Source organism: Streptomyces sp. NPDC048349 (assembly GCF_040651925.1).
GTDB lineage: Bacteria > Actinomycetota > Actinomycetes > Streptomycetales > Streptomycetaceae > Streptomyces.
Map to the genome: position 1 here is coordinate 1 of NZ_JBEZLA010000071.1, position 25410 is coordinate 25410.

Annotated in this window: 23 protein-coding genes and 6 pseudogenes; 15 read left to right on the plus strand and 14 right to left on the minus strand. The window is 68.1% G+C overall.

Annotated elements, in window-relative coordinates; genetic code table 11:
- Positions 1-115: 115 nt before the first annotated feature.
- The gene (locus AB0D44_RS29280; protein ID WP_362596390.1) at positions 116-427 is read right to left on the minus strand and encodes a hypothetical protein; all 312 of its coding nucleotides are present in this window, start codon (positions 425-427) and stop codon (positions 116-118) included.
- Positions 428-652: 225 nt separating this feature from the next.
- On the opposite strand from AB0D44_RS29280, the gene AB0D44_RS29285 reads away from it, so the two are divergent.
- A complete protein-coding gene (locus AB0D44_RS29285; protein WP_362596392.1) occupies positions 653-907 on the plus strand; it encodes a hypothetical protein in 255 nt (84 codons plus the stop codon).
- A 206-nt stretch (positions 908-1113) separates the two neighbouring features.
- A pseudogene (locus AB0D44_RS29290) lies at positions 1114-1501 on the plus strand (nuclear transport factor 2 family protein).
- Positions 1502-1617: 116 nt separating this feature from the next.
- Here AB0D44_RS29290 and AB0D44_RS29295 read toward each other — a convergent pair.
- On the minus strand, positions 1618-2469 hold the full coding sequence (locus AB0D44_RS29295; protein WP_362596394.1) for an SDR family NAD(P)-dependent oxidoreductase: 852 nt from the start codon (positions 2467-2469) through the stop codon (positions 1618-1620).
- Between the two features lie 217 nt (positions 2470-2686).
- Between AB0D44_RS29295 and AB0D44_RS29300 the strand changes: the two genes are divergently transcribed.
- The 4 genes from AB0D44_RS29300 (at position 2687) to AB0D44_RS29315 (ending at position 7337) form a co-directional block, all read left to right on the plus strand.
- Positions 2687-3595, plus strand: a complete 909-nt coding sequence (locus AB0D44_RS29300; protein WP_362596396.1) for a LysR family transcriptional regulator — start codon at positions 2687-2689, stop codon at positions 3593-3595.
- A gap of 682 nt (positions 3596-4277) precedes the next feature.
- Positions 4278-5219: an NADP-dependent oxidoreductase gene (locus AB0D44_RS29305; protein WP_362596445.1), complete on the plus strand. Its 942-nt coding sequence runs from the start codon at positions 4278-4280 to the stop codon at positions 5217-5219.
- On the plus strand, positions 5219-5908 hold the full coding sequence (locus AB0D44_RS29310) for an alpha/beta hydrolase (RefSeq protein ID WP_362596398.1): 690 nt from the start codon (positions 5219-5221) through the stop codon (positions 5906-5908). Before AB0D44_RS29305 ends, AB0D44_RS29310 begins: the two co-directional genes overlap by 1 nt.
- Before the next feature lies 1 nt (position 5909).
- On the plus strand, positions 5910-7337 hold the full coding sequence (locus AB0D44_RS29315; protein WP_362596400.1) for an MFS transporter: 1428 nt from the start codon (positions 5910-5912) through the stop codon (positions 7335-7337).
- A 72-nt stretch (positions 7338-7409) separates the two neighbouring features.
- Here the strand turns inward: AB0D44_RS29315 and AB0D44_RS29320 are convergent, their stop codons facing one another.
- Together AB0D44_RS29320 and AB0D44_RS29325 are read right to left on the minus strand one after the other, a co-directional pair.
- On the minus strand, positions 7410-8300 hold the full coding sequence (locus AB0D44_RS29320) for a LysR family transcriptional regulator (protein ID WP_362596402.1): 891 nt from the start codon (positions 8298-8300) through the stop codon (positions 7410-7412).
- Positions 8301-8508: 208 nt separating this feature from the next.
- Complete coding sequence (locus AB0D44_RS29325; protein ID WP_362596404.1) at positions 8509-9021, minus strand: hypothetical protein; 513 nt, start codon at positions 9019-9021, stop codon at positions 8509-8511.
- Positions 9022-9151: 130 nt separating this feature from the next.
- On the opposite strand from AB0D44_RS29325, the gene AB0D44_RS29330 reads away from it, so the two are divergent.
- The gene (locus tag AB0D44_RS29330) at positions 9152-9433 is read left to right on the plus strand and encodes a hypothetical protein (protein WP_362596406.1); all 282 of its coding nucleotides are present in this window, start codon (positions 9152-9154) and stop codon (positions 9431-9433) included.
- 643 nt (positions 9434-10076) lie between these two features.
- On the opposite strand, the pseudogene AB0D44_RS29335 reads toward AB0D44_RS29330, so the two are convergent.
- Positions 10077-11266: pseudogene (locus AB0D44_RS29335) on the minus strand (IS110 family transposase).
- A 270-nt stretch (positions 11267-11536) separates the two neighbouring features.
- Here AB0D44_RS29335 and istA point away from each other — a divergent pair.
- Positions 11537-13167: pseudogene (gene istA / locus AB0D44_RS29340) on the plus strand (IS21 family transposase).
- A pseudogene (gene istB / locus AB0D44_RS29345) lies at positions 13164-13954 on the plus strand (IS21-like element helper ATPase IstB). The pseudogenes istA and istB overlap by 4 nt, the downstream one beginning before the upstream one ends.
- A gap of 100 nt (positions 13955-14054) precedes the next feature.
- Here the strand turns inward: istB and AB0D44_RS29350 are convergent.
- Positions 14055-14555: a 2'-5' RNA ligase family protein gene (locus tag AB0D44_RS29350; RefSeq protein ID WP_362596408.1), complete on the minus strand. Its 501-nt coding sequence runs from the start codon at positions 14553-14555 to the stop codon at positions 14055-14057.
- 347 nt (positions 14556-14902) lie between these two features.
- Between AB0D44_RS29350 and AB0D44_RS29355 the strand changes: the two genes are divergently transcribed.
- From AB0D44_RS29355 to AB0D44_RS29365, 3 genes are all read left to right on the plus strand, one after another.
- Positions 14903-15331, plus strand: coding sequence for a DUF4240 domain-containing protein (locus AB0D44_RS29355; protein WP_362596410.1), 429 nt, complete (start codon positions 14903-14905; stop codon positions 15329-15331).
- An 861-nt stretch (positions 15332-16192) separates the two neighbouring features.
- Complete coding sequence (locus AB0D44_RS29360) at positions 16193-17020, plus strand: helix-turn-helix domain-containing protein (protein ID WP_362596412.1); 828 nt, start codon at positions 16193-16195, stop codon at positions 17018-17020.
- A gap of 47 nt (positions 17021-17067) precedes the next feature.
- The gene (locus AB0D44_RS29365) at positions 17068-18003 is read left to right on the plus strand and encodes a sterol desaturase family protein (RefSeq protein WP_362596414.1); all 936 of its coding nucleotides are present in this window, start codon (positions 17068-17070) and stop codon (positions 18001-18003) included.
- A 250-nt stretch (positions 18004-18253) separates the two neighbouring features.
- Here the strand turns inward: AB0D44_RS29365 and AB0D44_RS29370 are convergent, their stop codons facing one another.
- Positions 18254-18544, minus strand: coding sequence for a sterol carrier protein domain-containing protein (locus AB0D44_RS29370; RefSeq protein ID WP_362596447.1), 291 nt, complete (start codon positions 18542-18544; stop codon positions 18254-18256).
- Positions 18545-19160: 616 nt separating this feature from the next.
- On the opposite strand from AB0D44_RS29370, the gene AB0D44_RS29375 reads away from it, so the two are divergent.
- Positions 19161-20084, plus strand: a complete 924-nt coding sequence (locus AB0D44_RS29375) for a hypothetical protein (RefSeq protein ID WP_362596416.1) — start codon at positions 19161-19163, stop codon at positions 20082-20084.
- Positions 20085-20215: 131 nt separating this feature from the next.
- Here the strand turns inward: AB0D44_RS29375 and AB0D44_RS29380 are convergent.
- Positions 20216-20320, minus strand: a pseudogene (locus AB0D44_RS29380) (IS5/IS1182 family transposase); the annotation flags it as partial.
- An 80-nt stretch (positions 20321-20400) separates the two neighbouring features.
- Between AB0D44_RS29380 and AB0D44_RS29385 the strand changes: the two are divergent.
- A pseudogene (locus AB0D44_RS29385) lies at positions 20401-20833 on the plus strand (transposase); the annotation flags it as partial.
- 28 nt (positions 20834-20861) lie between these two features.
- Here AB0D44_RS29385 and AB0D44_RS29390 read toward each other — a convergent pair.
- The 4 genes from AB0D44_RS29390 to AB0D44_RS29405 all read right to left on the minus strand — a co-directional run bounded on the left by AB0D44_RS29390 (position 20862) and on the right by AB0D44_RS29405 (position 23201).
- Positions 20862-21155, minus strand: a complete 294-nt coding sequence (locus AB0D44_RS29390; protein WP_362596418.1) for a hypothetical protein — start codon at positions 21153-21155, stop codon at positions 20862-20864.
- Positions 21156-21623: 468 nt separating this feature from the next.
- Complete coding sequence (locus AB0D44_RS29395; protein WP_362596420.1) at positions 21624-22478, minus strand: hypothetical protein; 855 nt, start codon at positions 22476-22478, stop codon at positions 21624-21626.
- Positions 22435-22662 (minus strand): hypothetical protein, encoded by a 228-nt coding sequence (locus tag AB0D44_RS29400; protein WP_362596422.1) that lies wholly within the window; start codon positions 22660-22662, stop codon positions 22435-22437. The genes AB0D44_RS29395 and AB0D44_RS29400 overlap by 44 nt, the downstream gene beginning before the upstream one ends.
- Before the next feature lie 137 nt (positions 22663-22799).
- Positions 22800-23201, minus strand: coding sequence for a hypothetical protein (locus AB0D44_RS29405; RefSeq protein ID WP_362596424.1), 402 nt, complete (start codon positions 23199-23201; stop codon positions 22800-22802).
- Between the two features lie 44 nt (positions 23202-23245).
- On the opposite strand from AB0D44_RS29405, the gene AB0D44_RS29410 reads away from it, so the two are divergent.
- The gene (locus tag AB0D44_RS29410) at positions 23246-23425 is read left to right on the plus strand and encodes a hypothetical protein (protein WP_362596426.1); all 180 of its coding nucleotides are present in this window, start codon (positions 23246-23248) and stop codon (positions 23423-23425) included.
- 330 nt (positions 23426-23755) lie between these two features.
- Here AB0D44_RS29410 and AB0D44_RS29415 read toward each other — a convergent pair whose 3' ends face one another.
- Positions 23756-24607 carry an alpha/beta hydrolase gene (locus AB0D44_RS29415; RefSeq protein WP_362596428.1) on the minus strand — a complete coding sequence of 284 codons (852 nt, stop codon included), beginning with the start codon at positions 24605-24607 and terminating at the stop codon, positions 23756-23758.
- A complete protein-coding gene (locus AB0D44_RS29420; protein WP_362596430.1) occupies positions 24604-25122 on the minus strand; it encodes a MarR family transcriptional regulator in 519 nt (172 codons plus the stop codon). Before AB0D44_RS29420 ends, AB0D44_RS29415 begins: the two co-directional genes overlap by 4 nt.
- Between the last annotated feature and the right edge of the window lie 288 nt (positions 25123-25410).

Sequence of the window (25410 nt, forward strand, 5' to 3'; positions counted from 1 at the left end):
GTCGCTCTTCGCCTCACTTCGTTGCCGCTTGAACAGTGTGGGGAAGGTGGGGATCGTGCGAGCATGCGTGGGCCCCGCCGACCGTCAGGTCGGCGGGGCCTAGTGATGGTGAACCTCAGCTGGTGGTCAATTGATCAGCCCGAACTTCGAACTCAGTGCATCCTTCGAGCGATTCGACTCCCCAAGGGGTAACGGAGATCTTGACCATGTCCGTGACGCCCGAGCTGACGCTGTCCAGGATGTCGCAGAGGATTCCCACCTCGACGGGATAGCTGGAGTCGGGGTGAAGGTCCTCGCCGCCGAAGCGGGGCCACTTTTCGATGAAGGTCCATTGCTGATGGTGGGCGTCGGTGAAGCGGACCTCGACCAGGCCGGGCTGGGGTTCGTCATCGACCCATCGGACCGCTTCACAACGTAGGAAAACCATGGCCGCACTCTGCCATCACGGCCTGCGGTTGGCAGCCGGATTTCGAGGCGGTCCAGCTGATGGTGCTGTTACGGAGCCCTGCGCAGAACTGCGGGTCGCAGCCCAAGTAGCCGCCGCCGGAGAGGTCTTCGACTACGAAGGCCGGTGCTATCGCCGCATCAGCCGCCGGGAGGACCGAACCAAGACGCACTTCCAGTACCGGCCGGAGAGGTGCTGATCGAGGACATGGCCACGACGGAGCAGTTCGACGTCACCCGTGACGAGGACGAGGCGTTCTGGGCCTGGGCCATCATCGAGACGCTCCGGCACACGGGCGTGCGGCTGGAGGAGCTGCTGGAGATCACCCACCTCGCGCTGGTGGCCTACCGGCTCCCCGACACCGGCGAGATCGCGCCCCTGTTGCAGATCATCCCGTCGAAGGGAAACGAGGAACGGCTCTGCTGGTCAGCCCCGAGCTCGCCAGCGTCCTCGCCACCGTGATCACCCGGCTCCGCGGGGACAACGCCGGCACGATCCCTCTCGTCGCGCGCGACGACTACCACGAGCTGGTCACCGGGCCACCGCTGCCGCACCTCTTCCAGCGCCGGATCGGCTGGAAACGCGACGTCATCAGCACGAACACGCTCTACCAGCTACTCAACGACACCCTCGCCCGAGCTGGCCTCACCGACCCGACAGGAGAACCCCTGCACTTCACGCCGCACGACCGCCGAAGGATCTTCGCGACCGAGGCCGTCGCCGGCGGACTGGCGAACGTCGAGCTGCATCAAGCGGGTGCTCTGCCCTACGGAGGTACGTGGCGCGGGCACGACGCAATGACGCAGTTCTTCCTTGCGATGGGGCAGGTCTGGGAGACATTCGACATGGTGGAGCAGGAGCTTCTTGCCACCGGTGAGACTGCGGTCGTGCTCACTCAAGTCCGTGCTCGCGCTCGCGCGACCGGCCGTGAACTCAGCTTTCCAGTCCTGCCAAACGATCACGGTCAAGGACGGACAGAGCACAGAGGTCCGACCGTTCTACTGGGACGCTCAGGCAATCGCCAGCGCCTGCGACGCGTCCGCGCCAACGGATTGAGAACGTTGCGCGAGCCGCCCCGGGGCGACCACCCCCGGGGCGACTTCATCTGTGCGTGTGCCCCGAGGGCTGTGCCGTTGCCGCTGTCTCCAGCCGACAGGCCCTCGGACCGAGGGTCACCCGGCTTCTTGTCCGAGTGTGCCGTGGGCCTCCGCGGAAAGGTCCTGCCCGTCGGCCCAGGTCTTGAGCCGGTCGGCGTAGACCTGCTGGAGCATCGGGTAGAAGCCCTGGCCGAAGAGGACCCGCAGGGGCGGGTTGTCGGAGTCGACGATCTTGAGGAGTGTCCGGGCCGCGGCGGCCGGGTCGCCGGCGGGCTGCTTGCCCATGACCTTCGCGAGGCGCTCACGCAGACCCGCGTAGACGGGGTTGGCCTCGGCCATATGGCCGTTGTCGAGGGGGTTGGGGTTCTTGCCGGACCTGGTGGCGAAGCCGGCGGGCTCGATCACCGTCACCTTGATGCCGAATTCGGCGACCTCGGCGGCGAGGGTTTCGTTCAGGGTTTCCAGAGCCCACTTGGAGGCCTGGTACGCGCCGCCGAGCGGCATGGAGATGAGCCCTGCCACAGAGGACAGCTGGATGATGTGCCCCGCACCCTGCTCGCGGAGGTGGGGCAGTGCGGCCTGAATCACCCACACCGCACCGTACATGTTGGTCTCGAACTGGTCGCGCAGGTGCTGTTCAGTCAATTCCTCGATCGCGCCTATCTGGGCATAGCCGGCGTTGTTCACGATCACGTCGAGACGGCCGAAGTGCTCCTTGGCCCGCTTCACGGTCTCGAGGACGGCCTCCTTGTCGGTGACGTCGAGTGCGAGCGGGAGTACCGCGCCGCCGTACTCGGTGACCAGTTCGTCGAGGCTTCCGGCGTTCCGGGCGGTCGCGGCGACCTTGTCGCCGCGGGACAGGGCTGCCTCGACGAAGTTGCGGCCCAGACCCCGCGACGAACCGGTGACGAACCAGACCTTGCTCATGATCTCTTCCCGTTCTTTCGTTCTTGCCTGCCGGACACCGGACACCGAAGAACCGGGCTCTGTGGAAGGTGCGGCCACGCGACCTGCGCCACTGACGATTCCGACAGCCGCCGGACACCCGGTCCGGACGTACGTAAGCGTGCCGCGAGCCTGCTTGAGGGAACAATGCGCAGGTGGGCAAGGGTTGTTAACCTCGAGTCAATGATCAGGGGGGCGCATGGAGCGGTACGAGATCGAGGCGTTCCTCACGCTCGCCGAAGAACTACACTTCGGCTGGACCGCCGACCGGCTGCACGTGTCCACGGCGCACATCAGCAAGACCATCAGAAGGCTGGAACGCCGCATCGGCGTGCCCCTGTTCGAGCGGACCAGCCGCCGTGTCGCTCTCACCGCCATCGGTGCGCGACTCCGGCAGGACATCGGCCCCGCTCACGAGCAGATCCAGCAGGCGGTCCGCAACGCCATAGCCGCCGGCCGCGGCATCGTCGGTGTCCTGCGCGTCGGGTTCTTCGGATCCGATTCGGCGCTCTTCCTGCACACGGTGAGCGACGCGTTCCGCCGCCAGTACCCCGACTGCCAGGTGGAGATCGTGGAGCTGCAGCTCCACAACGGCCTCTCCATGCTGCAGACCGATCAGGTCGACGTGGAGCTGGCCCGCTATCCGGCCGACCACCCCGACCTCGCCTGCGGGCCTGTGCTGTTCACCGAGCCGAAAGTGCTCGCAGTGTCCTCTCAGCACCCCTTCGCACGCCGCTCATCGCTGTCCCTCGAGGACCTCGCCCAGGTCAAGCTGCTGCGGAACCCCGCCACCATGCTGGAGGTCTGGGACGAGTTCCACTCCCCCCGACACACGCCGAGCGGGCGGCCCATCGAACACGTCCCGGGCTCCGAGACCTTCCTGGGACAGCTCGCACTCGTCGGAGCCGGAAAGGGCGTGTACCCGGAGGGCGGTCGGGCGATGCGGTTCTACGTCCGGCCTGACGTCACCTACGTGCCCTTCCACGACGCCGCACCCCTCGAATGGGGCCTGGTCTGGCGAGCCACCCGCGAGACCGCCCGCGTACGCGCCTTCGCCCACACCGCGCACGAGGTCGCGACTGCCATCAATGAGCCGGACAGGCCATAACCGCTGCGGCGCGCCCGGGACTTGTCCGGACGATCACGTTCGGAGCCAGCTGACCAACGGCAAGGTAGGTCCGCCGCAGTCGCAAAGGCAGGGGCCGTGCACGCATCCCTCTTGTCGAAACACATCCAGGAGCGGCCAGGAGGTGCCACTGGCCATCGCGGACGCCGGATACGGCGACGCTGCCACCTTCCAGCTCGGCCTGCAAGCCCGGGGCCTCGACGTCGCTGTGGGCGCAGGCCTCCACGATTTCGGCAACGTCGCCGCGGATGATCGACAGCGAGTCACCCTGGATCAGCGTCCCTCGGAAGTGCCGTGGGGCCAGACGGACGACCGCGTCGTTGCACGAATCGTGAACAGCTCAGCCTCAATGCGTTCCATCGGGCCAACAGCAGACGCCGTACCTCATCCAGCCGTAGTCATCACGGAAGCGCGGTCACAGCCATTTCCGCTGATCGCAGCCGCTAGCCAGGCCGAGCCGCTGGGCGAGCCGGCCAAGGGGCAGCTCCTCGGCCAGCGCCGGGAAGGTGTGCGCCTCCGTGCGTCCCCCCGGCACGGCCACTGCCCGAGCCCTTGAGTTCTGCTAAACGCTCCTGTTCCGATCGTGCCTTGATGGCTTGTGCAGCGGGGCGGTTGAGTGGTGGACACGTTGTCCCGACCAGCTGAAACAGGGGGAATCATGATGATGCGGGCGATCGGCCAGGACGCTTTCGGCGGTCCCGGAGTGTTGAAGGTGGTGGAGACGGAGCGGCCACAGGCGGGGCCCGCCGAGGTGCTCGTGCGGGTGGTGGCGGCAGGGGTCAATCCGACCGACTCCTGGCACCGTTCCAGCGGTGGTCTGTCGGGCGGTGACGTCCCCATCAGGTTGGGCTGGGACGTGTCGGGCGTGGTGGAGGCCATCGGAGCGGGTGTCACGACCCTTGCGCCCGGAGACGAGGTGTTCGGGATGCCACGCCATCCGCAGCCCGCCGGTACGTACGCCCAGTACGTGACCTCCCCGGCTCGTCATCTGGTCCACAAGCCGTCCGACATCTCCCACACTCAAGCCGCCGCCTTGCCCCTGGCCGGTCTCACCGCGTGGCAGGCGTTGGTCGACACCGCCGAGGTGCGCCCCGGACAGCGGGTGCTGATCCACGCCGCGGCGGGCGGAGTCGGGCATCTGGGCGTCCAGATCGCCAAGGCACGTGGTGCCTACGTCATCGGCACCGCCCGATCGGCCAACCACGCTTTCGTACGCGGCCTGGGCGCCGATGAGGTCATCGACTACACCGGGACCGACTTCACCTCCGCAGTTCACGATGTCGACGTCGTCATCGACACGATCGGAGGCGAGTACGGGCCGCGCTCACTGAAGACCTTGCGCCCCGGTGGCCTCCTCGTCTCGCTCGCATCTCCGGCCGAAGCGGCACTCGCCCAGGTGGCACGGCCGCTGGGGCTGCGCACCCAGTTCATGATCGTCGAAGCCGACCAGGAAGGACTGCGGCAGCTCGTCTCGCTCGTCAAGGCCGGCCAGCTACGCCCCGAGATCGCCGCCTGCCTGCCCTTGGAGCGAGCGGCCCAGGCGCACGAGCTCACCCACAGTGGCCGGACCCGCGGAAAGATCGTCCTGGTCGTGGGGCGGCCCTGATGGCGACCTTCGTCCTGGTGCCTGGTGCCTGGCACGGCTCCTGGACCTTCCAGCCGCTGGCCCGGCGACTGCGCGCACACGGCCATGAGGCCCACGCTCTCACGTTGACCGGCCTCGGCGAGCGCAAGCACCTGCTCACCGGAACGGTCAACCTGGACACCCACCTGCAGGACGTGCTGAACCTGCTGGAAGACGAGCAGATCACCGACGCCGTCCTGGTCGGCCACAGCTACGGCGGCATGGTCATCACCGGAGTCGCCGACCGGGTCCCCGACCGGGTTCGTGGTCTGGTCTACATCGACGCCATGGTCCCCCAGGACGGTGACTCGTGCTGGTCCCTGGTCACGGAACAGGAACGAGCCTGGTACCTCAACGGCGTCGATCGAACCGGCTACTCCAGTGTTCCCCTGCCCTTCTTCGACCCGCGTGCCACCCCCCATCCTCTGGCCTCCCTCCTCCAGTCCATCCGGCTGCGGAACGACCTGTCGGCGTTGGCCCGCAAGGACTACGTCTACGCAACCGGCTGGCAGACGCCCTCCCCGTTCGAGTCCCTCTACCGGCGTCTGCTGACCGATCCCTCCTGGCGGGTCCACGCCGTCCGCTCCGGCCACAACGTCATGGGTGACGCCCTCGACGAGCTCCTGAAGATCCTCATCCAATCGGTTGGCCGCAGCAGTGAAGGAGACTGAGATGAACCGACGTGTTGATGTGGACACGCTCGCGAAGGACGTCTGCCGGGACCTGCACGGCGCCGAGCCGACGACAGCGTGTAAAGCCGGCACACGGCACCAGGCGTCGGCGATCCGCCAAAAAAGCCGCGGCGGCCACCGCCGTCAACGCCCGGAACCGGATCGGCGTGATCGCCCGCACGGTCCACGCGTCCTGCAAGAACGCATGAAGCCGCCGCGCGTGCTGGCGGTGGCCCAGCTGATGAATTCGATCGGGGACGGCGCCTTCTACGTCACGTCCGCTCTCTACTTCGCCAGGGTCGTGGGCCTGACCCCCGCCGAGATCGGGTTCGGCCTGACTTTGGGCTGGGCAGTCGGTTCGGTGGCCGGGGTCCCCCTGGGGAACCTGGCCGACCGGCGCGGCGCACGCGGGACCGCCGTCGTGCTGGCGCTGGCCACGGCGACCGCAGTGGCCTCGTTCCTGTTCGTGCGCTCCTTGCCGCTGTTCGCGGTGGCCGCCGTGCTCTACGCGAGCTGCCAGTGCGGGCTCACCGCAGCCCGGCAGGCACTGCTGGCCGGGCTGGTGGAACAGGACAGGCGCACGGAGGTGCGTGCCTTCCTGCAGTCGACGACGAACGCCGGCCTGGCCGTCGGCGCCGCACTCGGCGGGCTCGCCCTGCATTCCGACACGCACGAGGCCTACCTGGCCGTCCTCGTGATGGACGCCGTGAGCTTCGTGACCGCGGGGCTCGTCCTGAGCCGTCTGCCCGTGCTCGTCCCGGCGACGCCGGGGCCGGGGAAGCCCCGGCTCGTGGTCCTGCGTGATCGCCCGTACGCGGCCGTCACGATCATCAATGCGGTCATGCTGTTCTACATGCCACTGATCAGCCTGGTGATCCCGCTGTGGATCGTGCAGCAGACCCAGGCGCCCACATGGACGGTCTCCGCGCTGCTGATGCTCAACACCCTCAGCGTGGTCGCTTTCCAGGTCCGGGTCGCGCGGCGGGTGAAAGGTCTCAAGAGCGCCTCACGGGCCGTGCGTCACGCGGGCCTCGTCATGTTCGCCGCCTGTGCCGTCTTCGCCCTCTCAGCGACCGGGTCCACCGCCTGGATCACCGGGCTGATCCTCCTGGCGGCGGCAGGTCTGCAAGTCCTCGGCGAGATGATGCTCGCCTCGGGCGCCTGGGAGATCAGCTTCGGGCTGGCTCCCGCCGACAAGCAAGGCCAGTACCAAGGCTTCTTCGCCACCGGGCAGGCCGTCGCCAGAATGCTCGGTCCGCTGGCCCTGACCACCCTGCTCCTCGGCTGGGGCGCGCTCGGCTGGCTCCTGCTCGGTGCTCTCTTCGCCGCGGCGGGGACCGCCATGGGGCCGGCCGTCCGCTGGGCCGAGCGCACCAGGACCCGCCCCCATCGCCCCACGGCGATGGCCGAAGCCAATTCACCACTGTGACCCGGTTCTTCCGGAGGCCCCGGCCTCAGCCCCACATCGACCGGGGGTTCAGCCAACACCGAGGTGAGGATGTCAGACGTTGGCGTCGACGGCGGCTTGGACGAACGCACGCAGACGAGTGCTGACGTTGCTCTCCAGCCAAACCGGGCCCCACTGGACGGGTGCGGCGTCGTTGAGGGTCACGTAGGCGACATCGGGGCGCGGGTAGAACCGCTGGGCGTGCTCGCCGACCGGGAAGACACCCTTCCCCGCGGCGACCAGGGCCAACACCTCCGGGAAGGTAGCGGCTGTCGGCCCGCATGGCACGGGCCTGCCTGCAGGTGTATGGGTGGGCGTGCGCTCGTGGCGCAGTTCCTGGGGCATGTCGAGCGGCATCTGGATCACGGGTTGTTCGGCGAGTACTTCGACCGACACCGACGCATGCGCTGCCCACAACGATCGGGCCGGCACGGCCAGGACACGGGCCTCCGACAGCAGAACCGGCCCGGCAACCGCCTCGGAGACGGGGAAGGCCGTGATGAGGACGTCCAGCTCACCACTGTGCAACCGCGTCATGGCTTCGTGGATCTGGTTCTCGTGGATGGTCACCTTGCAGTCGGGGTGGCGGATGGCGAAGAGTTCGAGGGCCTTGAGGAGCAGCTGCCCGGCCGCTGCCCCCAGGAATCCCGCTCGCAACAGGCCAGTGGTGCCGCGCGCGCGGTCCATCGCCCTGCGGACCGCCTCGTCCATGCCATGCACCAGTGGAGCCAGATCCGTGGCCAGGTCACGGCCGAGTGGGGTCAAGCTGACCTGGCGGCTGTTGCGCTCGAACAGCGGCGCGCCGATCCGTCGTTCCAGTTTCTTGATGGTCTGGCTGATCCGACCGGTCGTCAGACCGAGCTGCTCCGCGACCCGCCCGAAGTGCAGCTCCTCGGCCAAAGCCAGGAACGTCTGCACCTCCGTGCGTTCCAACAGCACTGCCACCCCCCGCGCTCCTGATGTGCACCAAACAGCCGTGGTCCGACCGCCCCTTGATCGCCTGCGCACCGGAACGGCTGAGCGGTCGACACGTTATCCCGACCAGGTGAAACAGGGGAACCGTGATGTTGCGGGTGATCCGTCAAGGCGCTTGGACCGAGTGCGGCTCATCGAGGCCCGCCGCCGACCACACCGGCGGCTGGGCCCTGACGGATCAGGCGCTGTCCGCGGACCCGCCGTCCCGTACGCCGTCCAACGCGGCCGGCAGGCCGACCGCGGCCAGGAGTTCCATGGGGAGTTCCTTGTCGGCCTGGCCGAGGACCAGGCCGAGCCAGCGGCCGCCGCCGGGGAGCGGCCAGGCGTGCATGCTCATGGTCACCTGGCTGAGGGTGCAGAACGGCTCGGGCAGGTCCTCCCTGCCACCGTCCCCGTACCCGGCCCAGAGGTCCACGACGAGCGGATCGCCCCAGCGCGCGGTGCACACCGCGATCAGGGCGTCCAGGCAGGCACTCAGCTCCGCGTCCACCTGTTCCCACACGTGCGGGTCCTGGCCGTCCCAGAAGTCCCGGCTCCGGTGCAGGACGCGGATCAGGTGGTCCGGGCCGCCGTCCCCGGTGGCGTCCTGGAACACCGTCTCGGGAAAGGGCCGTACGGCGAGGCCATCGATCAGCGCGAGGCAGGCCTCGGGGCTGGCGGCCGCGCCGGATCCGGAGTTCATGCTGTTCATGGGCAGGGAGCGTAAAAGACGGCACCGACAGCGCGGCCCCCCGGCCCGGCGGCCTGAAGAGTGAGTCCGATGTTCTCTGTGGTCGTAGGCGAATCAGGGATCGTTTGATCTTGGCGTTGGTGGTCCAGTTGTGCCAGATGCCGGCGGCCAGGGCGAGGAGTCGTTGTCACGGGCCCGCTACCGCCGCCTGGCCTGTGGCGCCTGGTCGAGCACCGCGCCACCAAGCCCTCCAGCCGCACGGGGCGCGCCGGCGTACCTCCACACCCGCACCGGCGGACGCATCGGCAGTCTCGCCCGCCTCCTACGCCAAGCCGCCATCACCGCCATCCTCGACAGCAGCGAACGGATCACCAAAGCCAGCCGGGAGACCATCACCCTCGCCCACCTCGCCGTAAAGAACAACCGCCCCTGACACCCGGCCGGCCGGGCGCACCACCAAGCGGCGCCCCGGCGCTGCATGACTCAAGACAGCGCTGCGGGTACACGGACCAGAAAGACGTTTCAATGCCGTTGTCAAGCCGCATCAGGTGCCGTCCGGACGAAATCACCCGGCTGGTGCGACGGTCACTTCGACGGCACGTCTCCGAAGGCGAAGCGCCAGGACCTCCATCTCGACGAGCGTGCCGGTGAGACCGTTCTGGGCGAGTTGACTGGCCTGTGCTCGTGCTTCGCCAAGGGATAGTTCCCGTGCGTCCCGGAGGGCCTGCAGCACGGGAACGAGGCTGGGCACGTCTCCAGACAGGCGAAGCCGCGCGGGCCCGTGTACCTGTAGCAGAGCTTGTCGAATGTTCTCGGGTGTAACGGGGCCGCTGTCTTGCTCGCACCACGCATTCGGGCAATCTGCGCATCGTCCTTCGGTGCCCCAGCGGAGCATGCCGCGGTGGAAGAACTGACCGACATCACAGGTCGCCGTGCCTCCGCAGGCACTGCACCTGCCTGTGACCTGCACTCCTTGTGTGATCACAGGGGCCTCCCCGGCCTTATGGGTCAATGCTGAGGGGATTCTCCCTCAGAGGTCGGCCTTGGCCGATCAGGTTTGCGATTGGCGAGGAGTCCTATTGAGCAGCTGCCGCTGGTGGTGTGAGTTCGTAGGGCCGTTGGTCTCGGAGAAGTGCCCACAGGACGTTGACTCGTCGCCTGGCCAGCGCCAGGACCGCTTGGGAGTGCCTCTTGCCCTCGGCTCGTTTGCGGTCGTAGTACCGGCGTGACTCCGAGCAGCAGGTGATGCTGCTCATGGCTGCCAGGAACAGGGCCCGTTGAAGACGTCGGTGGTAGCGCTTGGGGCGGTGACGATTGCCGCTGACTTTGCCTGAGTCCCAGGGCGCCGGTGCCAGGCCGGCGTACGTCGCCAGGCGGTCAGGGCTGCCGAAGAGATCCATGTCGCCGCCGATTGCGGCCAGGATCTCGGCTCCGAGCAGGTTGCCGATCCCGGGCATGCTGGCAACGATGACGGCCTGCTTGTGGGCGTGGAAGGAGTCTCGATCTGCCGGTCGATCTCGTTGATCTTCTCGTTGAGCACGATCACTTCGCGGGCGAGGGTGGCGACCATTACCGCGACCGTCTTCTCTCCAGCGACGCTGGTGTGCTGCCGTTCGGCGGCCTCCATCGCTGTGCGGGCCAGGGCTCCGCACCAGCGCAGCTTCCGGTTCCGCAGCCACTGCTCGAGGCGGCTGGCGCCGAGGCGGCGGATGGCAGCTGGTGTCTGGTAGCCGGTGAGGAGAACCAAGGGACCGTGGTTGCCCAGGTCGAGGGCGCGCTCGAACGCAGGGAAGATGCCAGTCAGGAGGCCGCGAAGGCGGTTTACGGCTCGAGTGCGGTCGCAGACCAGGTCGGCACAGCGACCGGTGAACAGACGGAGCTCGATGATGGCTTCGTCGCCGGGCCTGATCGGCTGCAGATCGCGGCGCATGCGGGCCTGGTCGGCGATGACGTGCGCGTCACGGGCATCGGTCTTGCCCTCGCCGCGGTATCCGGCCGTGGCCCGGTTCACCGTCCGCCCGGGGATGTAGAGAACCTGCTGGTCGTGATTGAACAGGAGAGCAATGACCAGCTCAGCCCCGCCGTCGGCCAGGTCGATAGCCCAGATCACCTCGTCGCCCGGGGCGAGAACGTCGGTGATCAGCTGCAAGAGGTCAGGCTCGTCATTGGCCACCCGCCTCGATAACAGCTTGGTGCCCTCTCCGTCGATGACGAAGCAGTGGTGGTGGCCCTTGCCAGCATCGATGCCGGCCCAGATGCGATTCATTCGTGATCCCGGGTGAGTCGTACGGATTCGTGCAGACGACCTCGCCGGCGTTGTCCTACTCAGCGATCTACTCGCACCTCTCAATGAGCGGCCCCGGCCGTCGGTGGGGTCCCGGGTGGCTTTGTTCACGGGTTGTGAAGTCAGTTGTTCATGGGTTTGGCAGGCACCCGGATCCACGGTCGGGTGATGTTCACGAGTTTTGAAGTCACTGGGGTTCTTGCCAGGGCAGCATCGGGATGCTCCTGGTGAAAGGGCCTGGTCATGCCGCAGATGTCGAAGGTCGAGCTGTACGCGGCGATCCGGCGTGACCACCGCGGCGGCATGAAGATCCGGGAGATCGAGCGCAAGTACAACGTGTCGTGGCGGACGGTCCGCAAGGCCGTGGACTCGGTCTGGCCGGAGCCGCGGAAGCAGCTGCCGCCGAGGCCGACCGCGTTGGACCCCTACAAGCTGGTGATCGACGGGATGCTCCAGGCGGATCTGGACGCGCCGCGCAAGCAGCGGCACACGATCACGCGGATCTTCCATCGCCTGGTCGAGGAGCACGCGGCGGACGTCTCTTACCAGATGGTCCGCCGCTACGTCTCCGACCGGAAGCCGCAGATCCTCGTCGAGTCGGGGAAGGCGCCGGTCTAGGCGTTCGTGCCGCAGACCCACCAGCCCGGCATGGAGGCCGAGGCCGACTTCGGCGACGTGACCATCCGGCTCGCAGGCGAGCTTGTGACCTGCTATTTGTTCTCCTTCCGCCTGTCCTACTCGGGCAAGGCCGTCCACCGCGTCTTCGCGTCCTGCGGCCAGGAGGCCTTCTTCGAGGGGCACGTTCACGCGCTTCGGACGCTGGGCGGCGTCCCACGGAGCAAGGTCCGCTACGACAACCTGAAGGCCGCCGTCGCCCGGGTGCTGGGGCTGAGCCGGGCCAGGGTGGAGGCCGACCGGTGGATCGCGTTCAGGTCGCACTTCGCGATCGAGAGTTTCTACTGCCGTCCGGGCATCGAGGGCGCCCACGAGAAGGGCGGAGTGGAGGGCCAGATCGGCTACTTCCGCCGCAACCACTTCACCCCGGTGCCCGAGGTCGACTCGCTGGCCGAGCTGAACGAACTGGTCGATCAGTGGGATCTGCGCGACGGACGGCGCCGGATCGGTTCGCGGCCCCGGACGATCAACGAGTACTTCCAGGTCGAGCGGCCGCTGCTGATGCCGCTGCCTGAGGAGCCGTTCGAGACGGGCCGGCTGTTCACTCCGAGGGTCGACCGCTACAGCCAGATCGCGGTCCGCACGAACCGGTACTCGGTGCCGGTCCGGCTGATCGGCAAGCGGGTCAGGTTGATGCTGCATGCCTCCCACCTGGTGGTTTACGACAGGAACGTGGAAGTGGCCCGGCATGAGCGTCTGATCGCGAAGGGCGGCTGCCGCCTGGATCTGGACCACTACCTCGAGGCCCTGATCCGCAAACCGGGTGCCTTCCCCGGCGCTACCGCGCTCGAACAGGCCCGTTCCGCGGGCAAGTTCACCCCGGTCCATGACGCCTGGTGGGCCGCGGCGGTCAAGGCCCACGGAGACACCGCCGGCACGAGGGCACTGATCGAGGTGCTGCTGCTGGGCCGCCACGTCTCTCACGAACATCTCGTCGCCGGGCTGGCCACTGCCCTGCGGGCCGGAGCTCTGACCGCGGACGCGGTCGCGCTGGAGGCCCGCAAGGCCGCCCAGGCGGAGGACGAGCCGGCCGGACTCGCGTCGTCGGCTGGAGCCGCCGGTGAGGCGACGGTGACGTTTCTGCACGAGTGGCGGCTCGCGCACCTTCCCCCCGACACCAGGCCCTGCCCTCGGTGACCCACTACGACCAGTTGCTCCGACGCCGTCGCGCCAGCGGCGGTGAACACCGCGAGGGAGAAGCACAGTGACCCTGCCCCGCCAGCGAGGGCTGACCGAGCAGGCCGCCAACACGGCCATCGACACCGCCTGCCGCCTGCTGCGGCTTCCGTCGATCAGGAACGAGTTCGCCGACATCGCCGACCGGGCGATGAAGGACCAGATGACCTACCGCGGCTTCCTCGCCGAACTCCTGATGGCCGAGTGCGACGACCGGGCCCGGCGCCCTTCGGAACGGCGGATCAAGGCAGCAGGCTTCCCCCGGGACAAGTCCCTGCGGACCTTCGACTTCGACGCGAACCCCAACATCGACGCAGCCGCCATCCCACCCTCGCCAGCTGCGAATGGATCAAGAAGAGCCAGCCGCTCTGCCTGATCGGCGACTCCGGCACCGGAAAGTCCCACATGCTGATCGCGCTCGGCACCGAGGCCGCCATGGCCGGCTACCGGGTCAAGTACGTGCTGGCGACCAAGCTGGTCAACGAGCTCGTCGAGGCAGCCGACGAGAAGCAGCTGACCAAGACGATCGCCCGCTACGGCCGCGTCGACCTGCTCTGTATTGATGAGCTCGGCTACATGGAACTCGACCGCCGCGGCGCCGTCCTCTTCCAGGTCCTGACCGAACGCGAGGAGAAGAACAGCGTCGCCATCGCCTCCAACGAGTCCTTCGGCGGCTGGACCAAGACCTTCACCGACCCCCGCCTCTGCGCGGCCATCGTCGACCGCCTCACCTTCAACGGCACCATCATCGAAACCGGCACCGACTCCTACCGGCTCGCCAGCACCCGAGCCCGCGCCGAGCACGCTGAAGCCAGCTGACGGGAGCCCTCTGCTGGTCCGCTGCCCAAAGGCAGCGGACCAGCCAAGCCTCATGACCTGCTTCATTCTCCGAGTGCGAACGACGCCCGTTCTTGCCACTTCACGCCGTCGTGCACCATGAGTTCAACCGCGAGACGTGAGACGTGAACGGGAGCCTTCCGGCGAGGTCAGCCTCGATCTCCTCCAAGACGGCGTCTTCCTGCCCTTGAGCGATGGTCAGGTGCGGCACGATCTCGGCGAACCGGCCGCCATACGGCGGAGCCTCAGGCCAACGATCAGCGATTGCCTCCGTGAGCTGCCGCAACTGCGTGTCAGGCTCGGGAACGAGATACAGCACTTCCGGGAGCCGTCCACATCTCTCGAACCGCAGGTCAAAGGCCTGATGGCTGCCCAGCACATCCGCGAGAGCGGAGTAGACGAGCGCATCTATTCGGCTCTCCTCAAGGAACGGGAAGAGCACGGTGACGTGGGCTGGGACCCCGGCCTGGGCTGAGGGGTCGAGCCGTTCACGCCACCCACGGACGGCCGGCTCCGCCTCCGGGATCCGGACGATGAGCCCCGTCTGGCCCGCCTGAAACGCACTGGTGCTGTCATCTGCCATGACACCGCATGGTGTCATCTCTGCCGCAGACAGCACGGCTCCTTTTCCGCGGAACGATCACGACGATCTGCGAAGCAGGTCTACGAGCGGGACGCCCACGACGCTGCCGCTGCCGCTATTTCCCGTGAACATCCAGAGTGCAGATGATCACTGAACGCCGCCGGAACCCACGAACAAACGCTGTCGGTTGAAGTGAACGAAGCCAGTCAATCACATCAAGATGGTCAAACGCCAGATGTTCGGACGAGCCAAGCTCCCCCTGCTCCGCAAACGCGTCCATCTCACAGCCGCAGCAAACAGGTGACCCGGAGCCAGGACTGTCACACCCCTGCGGCATGCTCGCCAGCATGAACGAAGACGCCTTCTGGCAGCTCATCGAGGACTGCAGACAGACTGAACCCGACCCGGACGCCGAACTCCTTGCAGCCACGCTGACAGAGCGGCTTGCCCAGTCCCCATTGTCGCTGGTCATCGGCTTTGCCGAACAGCTGGCATGGGCGCTCTACCGGCTGGACCGCAAGGAATACGGACACAACCTGTCCGATGACGCCTTCCTCTACACCCGTGCCGCGGTCGTCGCTGCTGGCCGCACCGAATTCGACAGCGTCCTCCAGGACCCTGCGGCCTTCGCTCCTTACGCCATCGACCTCATCTGGGCCGAGCCCCTGCTCTACACACCGGACCGGGCATACAAGCGCATCACCGGGGACGAGTGGGACCGCAATACCCGCTACTCCTACGAATCCTGCTCCAACACCGAGGGTTGGGCTGATTGAACGGCATGGCCTGCGGGTGGTGACGAGCTCCAGCGCCGGTGATCGTCCTCACGGAATGTGTGCCAGAACCCAGGTCTCACCTACGCAGCCTGCCGTCATCTACGAGCGCGAGCGAGGCAGCTCCTGGGCAGAGATCGCCCAGTACCTGGGCCAGAGGCGGAAGAGTGATTTGCCGTGAACCTGGACGGCTGGAACACAGCCTTTGACGTCCCCTATCGGCGCGACGACACCGGCCGAAAGCGCATACCGCAGCTGCCCACGGCAGCGTACGACCCGGCCTGGGCATGCGACCTGCTCGATACCTGGGCCAGGAGCCGGCTCATTGGGATCGACGCCGTGAGCTCCGGCCTGGTCATGGCTACGCCGGAGAATGAGCTCCCGTCGGAGACCCCGTAGCGGAGTTCGCTGGGAAGCGTCCCGGAGGCAGCACCCCCGCCGCCAGGCGCTCTCTCCCTCCGTATACTCCCGGTGTTCCGGCGGGGGCCGGTCCGTACGTGGCCGTCGTCGGCTCTCGCGAGCCGGCCGGCGCTGTCCGGCTCGGGCAGGTGGGCCAGTCGCGGGCGGACGAGGACGGGTGGAGAGGATCACGCGCGTGGGCTTGGCAAAGGACCTCGGCGGTCCGCTTCGGTCCGTCAGGGTGGGGGGCGTGTCGGGCCCCGTTCGGCGCCCGCGGACCGGCGGGGGCGACGGCGTCCCGCGTTCGCTCCGTGAGCCCGCGGCCCGCCGTGCGCGCGCCGCCGCAGGTGGTGGCGGACGGGTACCCGCCGGGGTCCTGCGGTCGGTCGGGGTTCCGGCGACCGCCCCGAAGCCCGTCACGGCCGGCCCGGTGGTGCCGCCGGTGTCCACGCCGGCGCGGCAGCCTTGAGCACGGGCACCCTGGGGTCCGCGGCGTCGTCCGGGGGCGGTGCCGACGCGTGGCGGGTCGAGGTCGATGCGGCGCCGGGCCGCCTGGTCGTGGCCGGGGTGATCGGCAAGGCCCGGGAGCACGCGCACGCCGCCGTACAAGTACTGGCGTGCGGGTCCGGCAGAGTGCTGCTGAGCGACGGGCGGGACGAACTGCCCGTACGAGCCGCCGTCATCCCCGCCGGGCACACGCATCGCGTGCGTCCGGCACCGGGGCCGCCGCCGATGGGGGTGATGGTCTACCTCGACGCGGACACCATCGCCAGACGCGCCCTGCACGACACCGCGGCCCGTGGTGGGGTGGCCGGCTGGGCCGCCGCGGCGTCCGTGTTCGCCGAGGCCGAGCCGCCGTCCGTCGCCGTGTCGGCGGCAGGCGTGCTGCGGGCGCTGGACAGGCTCGGCGCCGCTGCCCCCGGGCAGCCCCGGCACCCGGCCCTCGCAGCGGCGCTGGCGGCGCTGCCGGGCGCGGTGGCGGACGGACCGGTGCGGGTGGGCGACGTCGCCGCCCGGGCCGGGGTGTCCGCGAGCCGGCTGGGGCACCTGTTCGCCGAGCAGTTGGGCTGGTCGTTCCCGGCGGCGGTGCGGTGGGCGCGGCTGCACGCCGCGATCGTCTCGGTGCGTGGTGGGGCGAACGCCACCGAGGCCGCGCACGCCGCCGGGTTCTCGGACAGCGCTCACCTGACCCGCGTGTGCAAGGCCATGTTCGGCATCACCCCCTCCCAGGCCCTGGCCGCCGCCCACTGGACGCCGGCGGCCGACGGCCCTGATATGCGGCGGGGCCGGTAGCGGATCCGTTCAAGCCCGCCGGGCACCGCGGCCGCGAGGCTGCCGGTATGCCTACAACAACCGCCGCGGCGCCCGCTGTCACCTCCGCAGGATTCCTGGTCCGGTACGCGTACGTGCCCTTCATGTTGCTCGGCGTCAACGGTGCCGCCATCTGGCTGGTCGGCGCCGGAGCCCCGAAGCCGTGGCTGCTGGTGGTGTTGGCGTTCGCGGTGGGCTGCTCGTTCGCCGCCGAACGCGTGCTCCCGTACCTGCCCGCGTGGAACACCCCGCGCGGGGACAGCCGCCGCGACACCGTCCACGCGTTCGTCAATGAGGTGTTCACCCTTGCCGGACTCGCCGTCGTACCCGCGGCCGCCGCGCTCACACCGGCCCCGGGGGCGTGGCCGGACAGCTGGCCGCTGTGGTGCCAGGTGCTGCTCGCCGTCGCCGTCGCCGACCTCGGCATCACCCTCGTACACCGCGCCAGCCACCACGTCGGCTGGCTGTGGCGGCTGCACGCCGTCCACCACAGCGTCACGCGCTTCTACGGCTTCAACGGTCTGATGAAGCACCCGCTCCACCAGAGCCTCGAGACCCTCGGGGGCGTCACCCCGCTGCTGCTGCTCGGCATGCCCCTCGACGTCGCCTCCGTCCTGGCCTTCGCCGTCGCCGTCCAGCTACTACTCCAGCACTCCAACGCTGATTACCGCACCGGCCCGCTCACCAAGGTCCTCGCCCTCAACCAGGGCCATCGGTTCCACCACCTGAAATGGGCCGGCATCGGAGACGTCAACTTCGGCCTTTTCACCCTCGTGTGGGACCACGCCATGCGCACCTACACCTACGACCCGGACCGGCGGTTCACCTCCGAAGACCTGGGCATGGCCGCCAAGCCCGACTACCCGGCTGCCTACCTCGCCCAGCTCGCCGAACCGTTCCGGCCCGGCCGGCCGAAAACAGGCACGCCGAACACCGGCGTGACGCGGACCGGCACCCGCTCCTGACGTCCGTCCGGGCGTCCTTGATCACGCATGTGGCCACCGCCACTCCCCCAAGCGGGCCGATCGCGTCGTCTTCCTGGACGGCGGCCAGATCGTGGAGGAAGGCAGCCACGACGAACTGCTGCGCCTCGGCGGCCGCTACGCCGCTTTCTGGAACGCTTCCCTGGCTCCGGGCAGCGCGTGATGAGCCGGACCACGGCGGTCGGACCGTGCCGACGGACCTGCCGGAGCCGGCGGGCACCCTGCCCTTCCGTCAGAAGTGTTCAGGCAGCCGAGATTCGATGTTCGTGGTGGCGCGGATCAGCTGGGTCAAGGCTTCGTCGGACGTGGCTCTGACTCCCGCGAGGCGGGCTGCGGCGGCTGTCTGGTAGCCGCCGGCGTAACAGACAGCGAGCTGACCACGGGTGAGCTGGACGTCGCTTTGGGCGCGGGCCCCGATGATCTGGCCTGTGCCGTCCTTCACTTCCAGGGTGTACGACTCCCGGTTGCCGCCATTCTCGTGTTCGATCCCGACCGGGATCCGAGGGCCATGTCGTTGGACCAGTCTGGCAGCCGGATGGCCTCAGGGATATCGAGGAGACGGCGCATCCAGGGTGCCATGCCTCCGCTGTCAGACGGTAGCGGAGGAGGTTGTGGAGCAGCGCGGGGTACGGGGGAAGGGCGGAGCGCCGGAAGTGGACGGCGGGGGCGCGGGTGTGGTGACCGCCGAGGAAGGCCATCTCTCGTTCACCGTCTCTGCGTCCGCTACCCAAAAGTCGTGCACGGTGAGGTCCGTGGCCGAGTCGCGGTTGGCGCTTCGTGGAGAGGGACAGGACGCCCGTCGTCGCTTGGTCCAGCGCGAAGCGGTAGGTGATGAGCTGCTGCTTGTCGTCCATCCAGGCGTACCACCAGTCGGGGCGCTGTACGGGCCTGTTCCACTGCCGGGCTGGGGTCTGTTGCGAAAATGGATCTTGTTCAGTCAGGATCACGTCCTGCGGGTGTGATCCTGACACATTGCCGGTAGCCCGGCGTGAGCCGCAGACATCAAGCCGGGCCGTCCGCACGTAGCGCGTCGGCCTGCTGAGTACATCCGGCACAGGGTTGGTAAGGCACTGCGCCAACGTTCGGTAACGTACGTCTCTTCGGGCACCGTTGGGGCCTGGAGTCCAAAAGGTGTGCCGATGACGCCTGGTGAACTGCCTGTCGTGTGGAGCCTGCCCTCCGAGGACGCCCGAGCCGGATGGCGGGCTCTCTGGTGGACCGTCGGACCGAGCAACGAACTCGCGGTGATGCTGGTCCACGAACGGAACCTCCACCGCTCCCCGTACATCAGAGGATGGGTCGGGTGGCGCGTGGTGGCTCCGTGCGACGGCGTATTGGTTGTGATCTCGGACGGAGTGGAGCACCGCACTCCGGTCACCGGCATAACCGCGAATACTGGCCACCTGGCCCTGCTCTCGTGGTCACGGTTCTTGCTGGCGTCATACCGTACATACCAGGACGGGACCGGGACCTGGGAGAGCAACGCGATTGTGTACTCCCCAGGGGGATACCCGATAAGTCATATCTGTATCGGCGATGACATCGACTACATCATCACCGACCGCGACGGCGGCATCTGGACCTCGCACGGCGACGAGGGCATTTATGGAAGCCACCCTGCGTCCAGTGAGGGCCTGGCCCGCTGGAACACCGACGGCGGCCAGACCTGGGGCCCTCTGGGACGAGGACGACTCCCTGTACTGCCCCTCGGCGGGATCGCGGGCGCGACCGAGGAGGACGTGGCCTGGCTCGGCTGGTACAGCCACGAAGGTTCCTTCCTGTCTCGGGTCGATCCCGCCACCGGCAGCGTCACTAGCTACCGCCACCCCCTGAGAAACACCGATGGCATCGCCGTCCGGGGCACCCGGATGCTTCTCAGCCACCAGTTCCACAACCGGCCCGGCGTCGAACTGAACCGCGCCGAACTCGTCGACGATGCCTGGGTGATCACCTCTCAGGAACAACTGCGACTACCGGAGCCGGTAACCAGGCGCTGCGTCCAGGGCCGCGATGGTGTCCTCTGGATCCGCGGCGGCGACACCTGGGTACAGTTCGAAGCCTGAGCCGCCAAGAACCGACTGCACGATCCCTCCCCCGCACCCAGGGTGGCGGCTGCGAGCGGGGCCCCTGCCGGGGCCTGTTGCGACAGTGCTGGTCACAGCCATTCATTGATAGCTGCGATGAGCACCTCGCTTCGTAGCGGACGGCCCATCCACGACGGAACCTGCAACGGAGCGATCACCGCCCACGACTCATCAGTCAGCTCATGACGACGCACCACGAAGGGACCAACGACCAACCCACTTTGCGGACACGCCTCAGTTAGGGCCTGCCCGGCGGATCATGTGACTGTCGGATTGCCGGCTCGTTGTGTCTGGCATGGGGCGGGGTGATCTGACGAATGCCGAGTGGGTCCGGCTGGAGCCGCATTCGCCGGTGTCGGGGCTGCGCGGGGGACGGTGGAACGACCACGGCAGAGTGATCAACGGGATCTTGTTCCGGGTCCGGACGGGCATACCGTGGCGGGACCTTCCCGAGCGATTCGGCAGCTGGAAGACTGTTTATGAACGGCACCGGCGTTGGACGGCAGATCAAACACACCATCCCCGAACCGAAAGACCAGCGGGCCAACCGTAAACGCCGCGGCAGTGGGGGCGGCCGACTCACCGGCTTCGACAGCGAGATCTGCAAACGCCGGAACGAAGTCGAGCGGACGATCAACCGGCTCAAGACCTCCCGGGCCGTCGCCACCCGCTACGACAAGAGGGCCTACGTCTTCCATGGCACCGTCACCACCGCGGCTGTCCGGCTTGGCTCCGGGGCTGAGTCGGCTTGCAGTCTCAGTCCCCGAGGAACCACAGGTACAGGCCCTGTCCGTCGAGAACTACCTGGCCCAGCTCGATCAACTCGCGCGCGAACTCAGGAGTCAACACGCCTGCAGGCAGCCGCGGTACCTCCTCCAACAGGGTGTACACCTGCCTGTGATTGAAAACGGTGTCTGCGTACGGCAGCAGGTGTCCCAGCATTGGGAACGCTGACTGATCAAGACCAGCCAGCTCAGGACCCCAGACCACACCGTGCTTCGCGCGGGCCTCGATCGTGCCGTTCTCGCCTCGGACCTGAAGGTTAATCACGGTCAGACCCTATGGCCTCATGCTCCGCCGGACAGGCCTGCTCGGCGCGGTCGTCAACGAGGCCTGCGACGTCTCGCCCTGGCTGGCTCGACGCTTGCTGCGCTGGTCAGCACACCGGATCTCCGACGCCGACATGGCCGAGCGCTACGAGGAGGAATGGCTCGGCCTGCTCGATGAGCGCCCCGGCAAACTACTCAGACTGACCTTCGCCTTTTGGATCACGATCAGGTCGACCCGGACTCTCCGTGGCCTCTACCGGATTAGGGCAGAGGAGTCCTCGCCCACCAGTCCAGAGAATGCTGAGAGCACCTCGTATCGCCGACGGTCTGGCCACATCGTCCGCAGCCACTACCGCAGGGTCCCTCGCGGACGCGGGTGGCTGGAAGCCGGGGGCGCAAGCGCGAGGGGGGCAGGTCCGTGCCCGAGAGGGCGGTGCATGGTGCTCACCGCCGAAGTCTCGCAGCACGGCTATCGGCACGTCGGATGGGGGACGACATCACAAGCCGATGCCTTCGGTGGCGGCGTCTTCCCACTTCTCGCCGTCGTCGAGGTATCCCCAGAACACCGCGCTCTTGGCCGACCAGCCACCCTGGGCGCGGAGCCTCTCGGCGCGCTTGCCCTTCTTGCGGCCAGTGGTGACGACGCCGCGACGTCCGGAGTGGCCGATGGTGCAAGCTCCAGGCCGGCCTGCTCGGCGGCCCGGGTCATTGCGCGGCCGCAGGAGTCGGGGGCGAGCCGGGAGGTGCCCAGGTGTCCCCACTGGTCCACGGGCCGGAAGGCGGGCCCGCCGGGTGCGGCGCCGGCGGCGAGCTTGGACTGCTGCCAGGCGAGCCAGCAGCGGACCGGGCAGGTGTCGGGGTGCTCGCCGTAGGCGACTGCGACGTCGCGGGGCGGGCGGCCCTTGACGCTGGGGACGAGTACTTCGAGCCCCTCGGAGACGAGCGTGATGTACGGGTCGTCGAGGGCGCTCATCTCCTCGTTGCACCCGGTGATGGAGAACCGCAGTGTGTTGATCGACCGGTCCCGGAGCTGGGCCAGCTCGGGAAGGACGCGCGTACACCGTCGCCGGGCGTCCGGCCTCGGGGCCCGGGTGCGGTCGGCGGAGTTCATCTTGCGGAGGTCGACAGGGGTGAGCGGAACGGCCTTGCCCCGGCCGCGGGCCATCCGCTTCGGGTCGTTCCTGAACTTCTTGACCAGCTGTCGGGCCGCGAGGGTCGCCTCCTTGGGCACGGCGGCGCCCTGGGACCGCGCGGTGACCGTAACGCCGGTGATGCGGCGGTCAATCGAGTTGGGGGCGGCCTCCTTCACCTCGTCCAGCCACACCGTGACGCCCCGCCATCGTGCCCTTGGTGACGGCGGTCAGCGCCAGCGGGGTGCCGGTCCGCTCGGCGAGCCAGCCACGGAACTCCGGCCAGAGCTTCCAGTCGCCGGCATACGAGGCCGTGGTCTTCTTCGGTCGGGCCGCCGCGATGTGCTCCTCGGCGCCCCGCCCCAGCTCGTCAAGCACGGCGGGGGCCGGGTCGTGCGCGAACAGCCCGGTGTCAGCGGTCAGCGCCGGTCCTCGACGAGCTCGGCGTCGAACACCACGCGATCCAGGGCCGTGGAGTTCCCCGGGTCTGTCGGTCCGCCTCGCTGCCGACGGGGTCATGCTCCTGCCTCCCGTCGCGGTTGGCCTGGCTCAGCCGTGTGAGATGTGTCGATGAGTTCCGCTCGTCCGGTGTTGTGCGCGACCGGGCGCCACCGGGCCGCGTCGTGTCCGGGCGTGCCACGCCACGGCTCGGCCGCGGCGATGAAGAGGTTCCAGGCCTTGGCCAGTTCATGCTCCGGCCGGGGCACCCCGCGCTGTTCCGCCTGCTCGATCGCGGTGAGCTTCTCCACCTGGCCCGCGAGCATCAGCTCTACGGCCAGGGCCATCTTGTGCTCGGCGCTGTCCGGATCGTGTGCGACCAGCTGCTCAGCCGTGCGCTCGTAGACGAAGAGCACGATCGCCTCAACGTCTTTGCTCGTGACGTCGATCGCGGAGTGCAGCTGTTGCAGATCGGACATTCGTGCCCCTCTCGTCCCGGGCGCCCTTGGACCGACCCCTCGTCATGTCGGTTTATCACTCCGGATATGGCATCGGCATCTTATCCACCCTGCTCGTCGGCGCCGGTGTCCTGGCACTGCTCTTGTACGGCCCCACATGGGCCATGCCCGTCGCGGGCGCGCTCGCCGCCGTGACGCTCATGGCCGCCGCCATCGGTGTGCTCGTCTCTGTTACCCGAAACTGACCTTGGGTTAGAGACTCATGCCCCGGTGCTCCCCGGCGCGTACGGGCGTCAGCCACGCCGATGCCGTTTTGCGCTCCGGAGTGCCGGAGGTAGCGGGGTCCAGGGGAGCCTTTCCGCAGTCTGGCTCGGCCGTACAGAAGGCGGAGAGCTCAGCTGCATCGTCGTCATGGGCCACATGGGCGTGGAAGCGCTGGCCTGAGGACCATTCAGCACGGTTGTTTTCCCGCACGTGGTTCCATCACTGTGACGTTTTTCGCGAACGGGATGGCCTTTCCGACGCTCCGGCAGAACACCACTGAACTGCCCCTACAGGGTTCAGAAACAGGCGCCTCAGTTGAGGTCGGTCGTGGACGCGAGGAAAGATGTGATCGCGTGGTTGAAGAGTGCCGTGCTCTCGAGGTTGATCATGTGGGCTGCCGAGGCGAAGCGGTGGTGCCTGGCATCGGGAACGGTTTGGGCGATGGCTTGAGCGTTTGACGAGATGTCGCTGCTGTCGAGTTCACCGTCGAGAACCAGGGTGGGCACGCCGATGGAGGCCAGCCGGTCCGCTGCGCCGACTTCTTTTGGTGTCCCCGCCCCGAGCCCGCGGGCGTGCCGCACGACGTTGGCGGACGCCGACGCACGTATCCGCTCGCGCAGTGTGCGGCTGACCTGGAACGGTTCACGGTGCGGCCCGTCCACCCACATTCTGAGGAAGTGCTCCACGAACCGCTGCGCGCCGCCGTCGGGGTCGCCCATCGCGGCGATCTGCTGTGCGGTGTGGTGCGCGACGTAGGGGTCGGCGAAGGGCCGGCCGCTCACCCCGGGCGAGGCGAGGACCAGTGCCGACACGGACTCCGGGTGGGCGATCGCCGTATCGACGGCGGTCCGCGCCCCGAGGGAAAGCCCTACGAGCGTGGCGCGAGGGACATCGAGGTGGGTGAGCAGAGCGTGCAGATCGTCGTGGTTGGCGTAGTCCCCGGCCACGGTGGAGGAACGCCCGTGGCCGCGGGCGTCATAGCGGATGACGCGGTACCCGAGGCCCGCGAGCCACGAGAACTGCTCGTTCCACATGTTCAGGTCGAGCATGCCGCCGTGCAGCAGTACGACGGTGGGTCCTTCGCCGGCCGACTCGCAAAAGAGCTCGCCCGCCTCGACGGGTACGGTGGTGGCTGTGACCGCGTGTGTCCGCGCATGCGTCATCGTGGGTCGTCTCCTCGTTCCGTGGCGTGCGGCGGGGCGTCCGCGTCCTGTGCGAGGTCCTTGAACTCCTCGCCAAGGCGACGGAGCACGTGCAGAGCCGTCGTGACGTCACCGGCGGTCAGATCGGACAGCCGGCGCCGCAGTTCGCTTTCCTCGGCTTCCTGAATGCCCCCGATGATGGCTTCCCCTTTCGGGGTGAGCCGGATCAGGCGCGAGCGCCGGTGCTCCGGGTTCGGGGCGCTCTCAGCCAGCCCCAGGACTGTCGCATCGTTCACCAGACGCTGGACCGGCTGCCGGTCCAGGCCCAGCACGCGAGCCAGTTGAGGAACCGTTCGGGGGCCGCCCCTGCGCAGTTCGTCCATCACCGCATGCTGACCGGCTGTCATCCCCGTGCCCATCAGCTCCCGCTCCACGGCACGCACGACCGTACGGTGCAGCGGCCACAGGCTGCGGATCACTTCGTACAGCAGAGGCCCCAACGGGGGCTCATCCTGCGGGCGTTCATCGACACTCACGATGTCATCATGACAGCTTAGGTGTCGATATGGCTACCGGTTTAGAGGGCAAGGCCTGAGCACGTTCACTCGTACGCGACGGGGCAAGTTAGGGGCTCTGGCAAGATTTTCGTAGCCCGAGATCATCCCTGTGCAGCGGTCGGTCGATGGGTGCAGCTCATGTGCAGGAACTGTTGCGCAGGCCGTGAGGGCGCGGTCTGTCCCGGTCAGGAAAGCCGCAAGTCGGGGGAAGAACGTGAACGCCCACAGCCCCGGTCACGGTCGGAGGTTCGTGGCTGTCGATCCCTT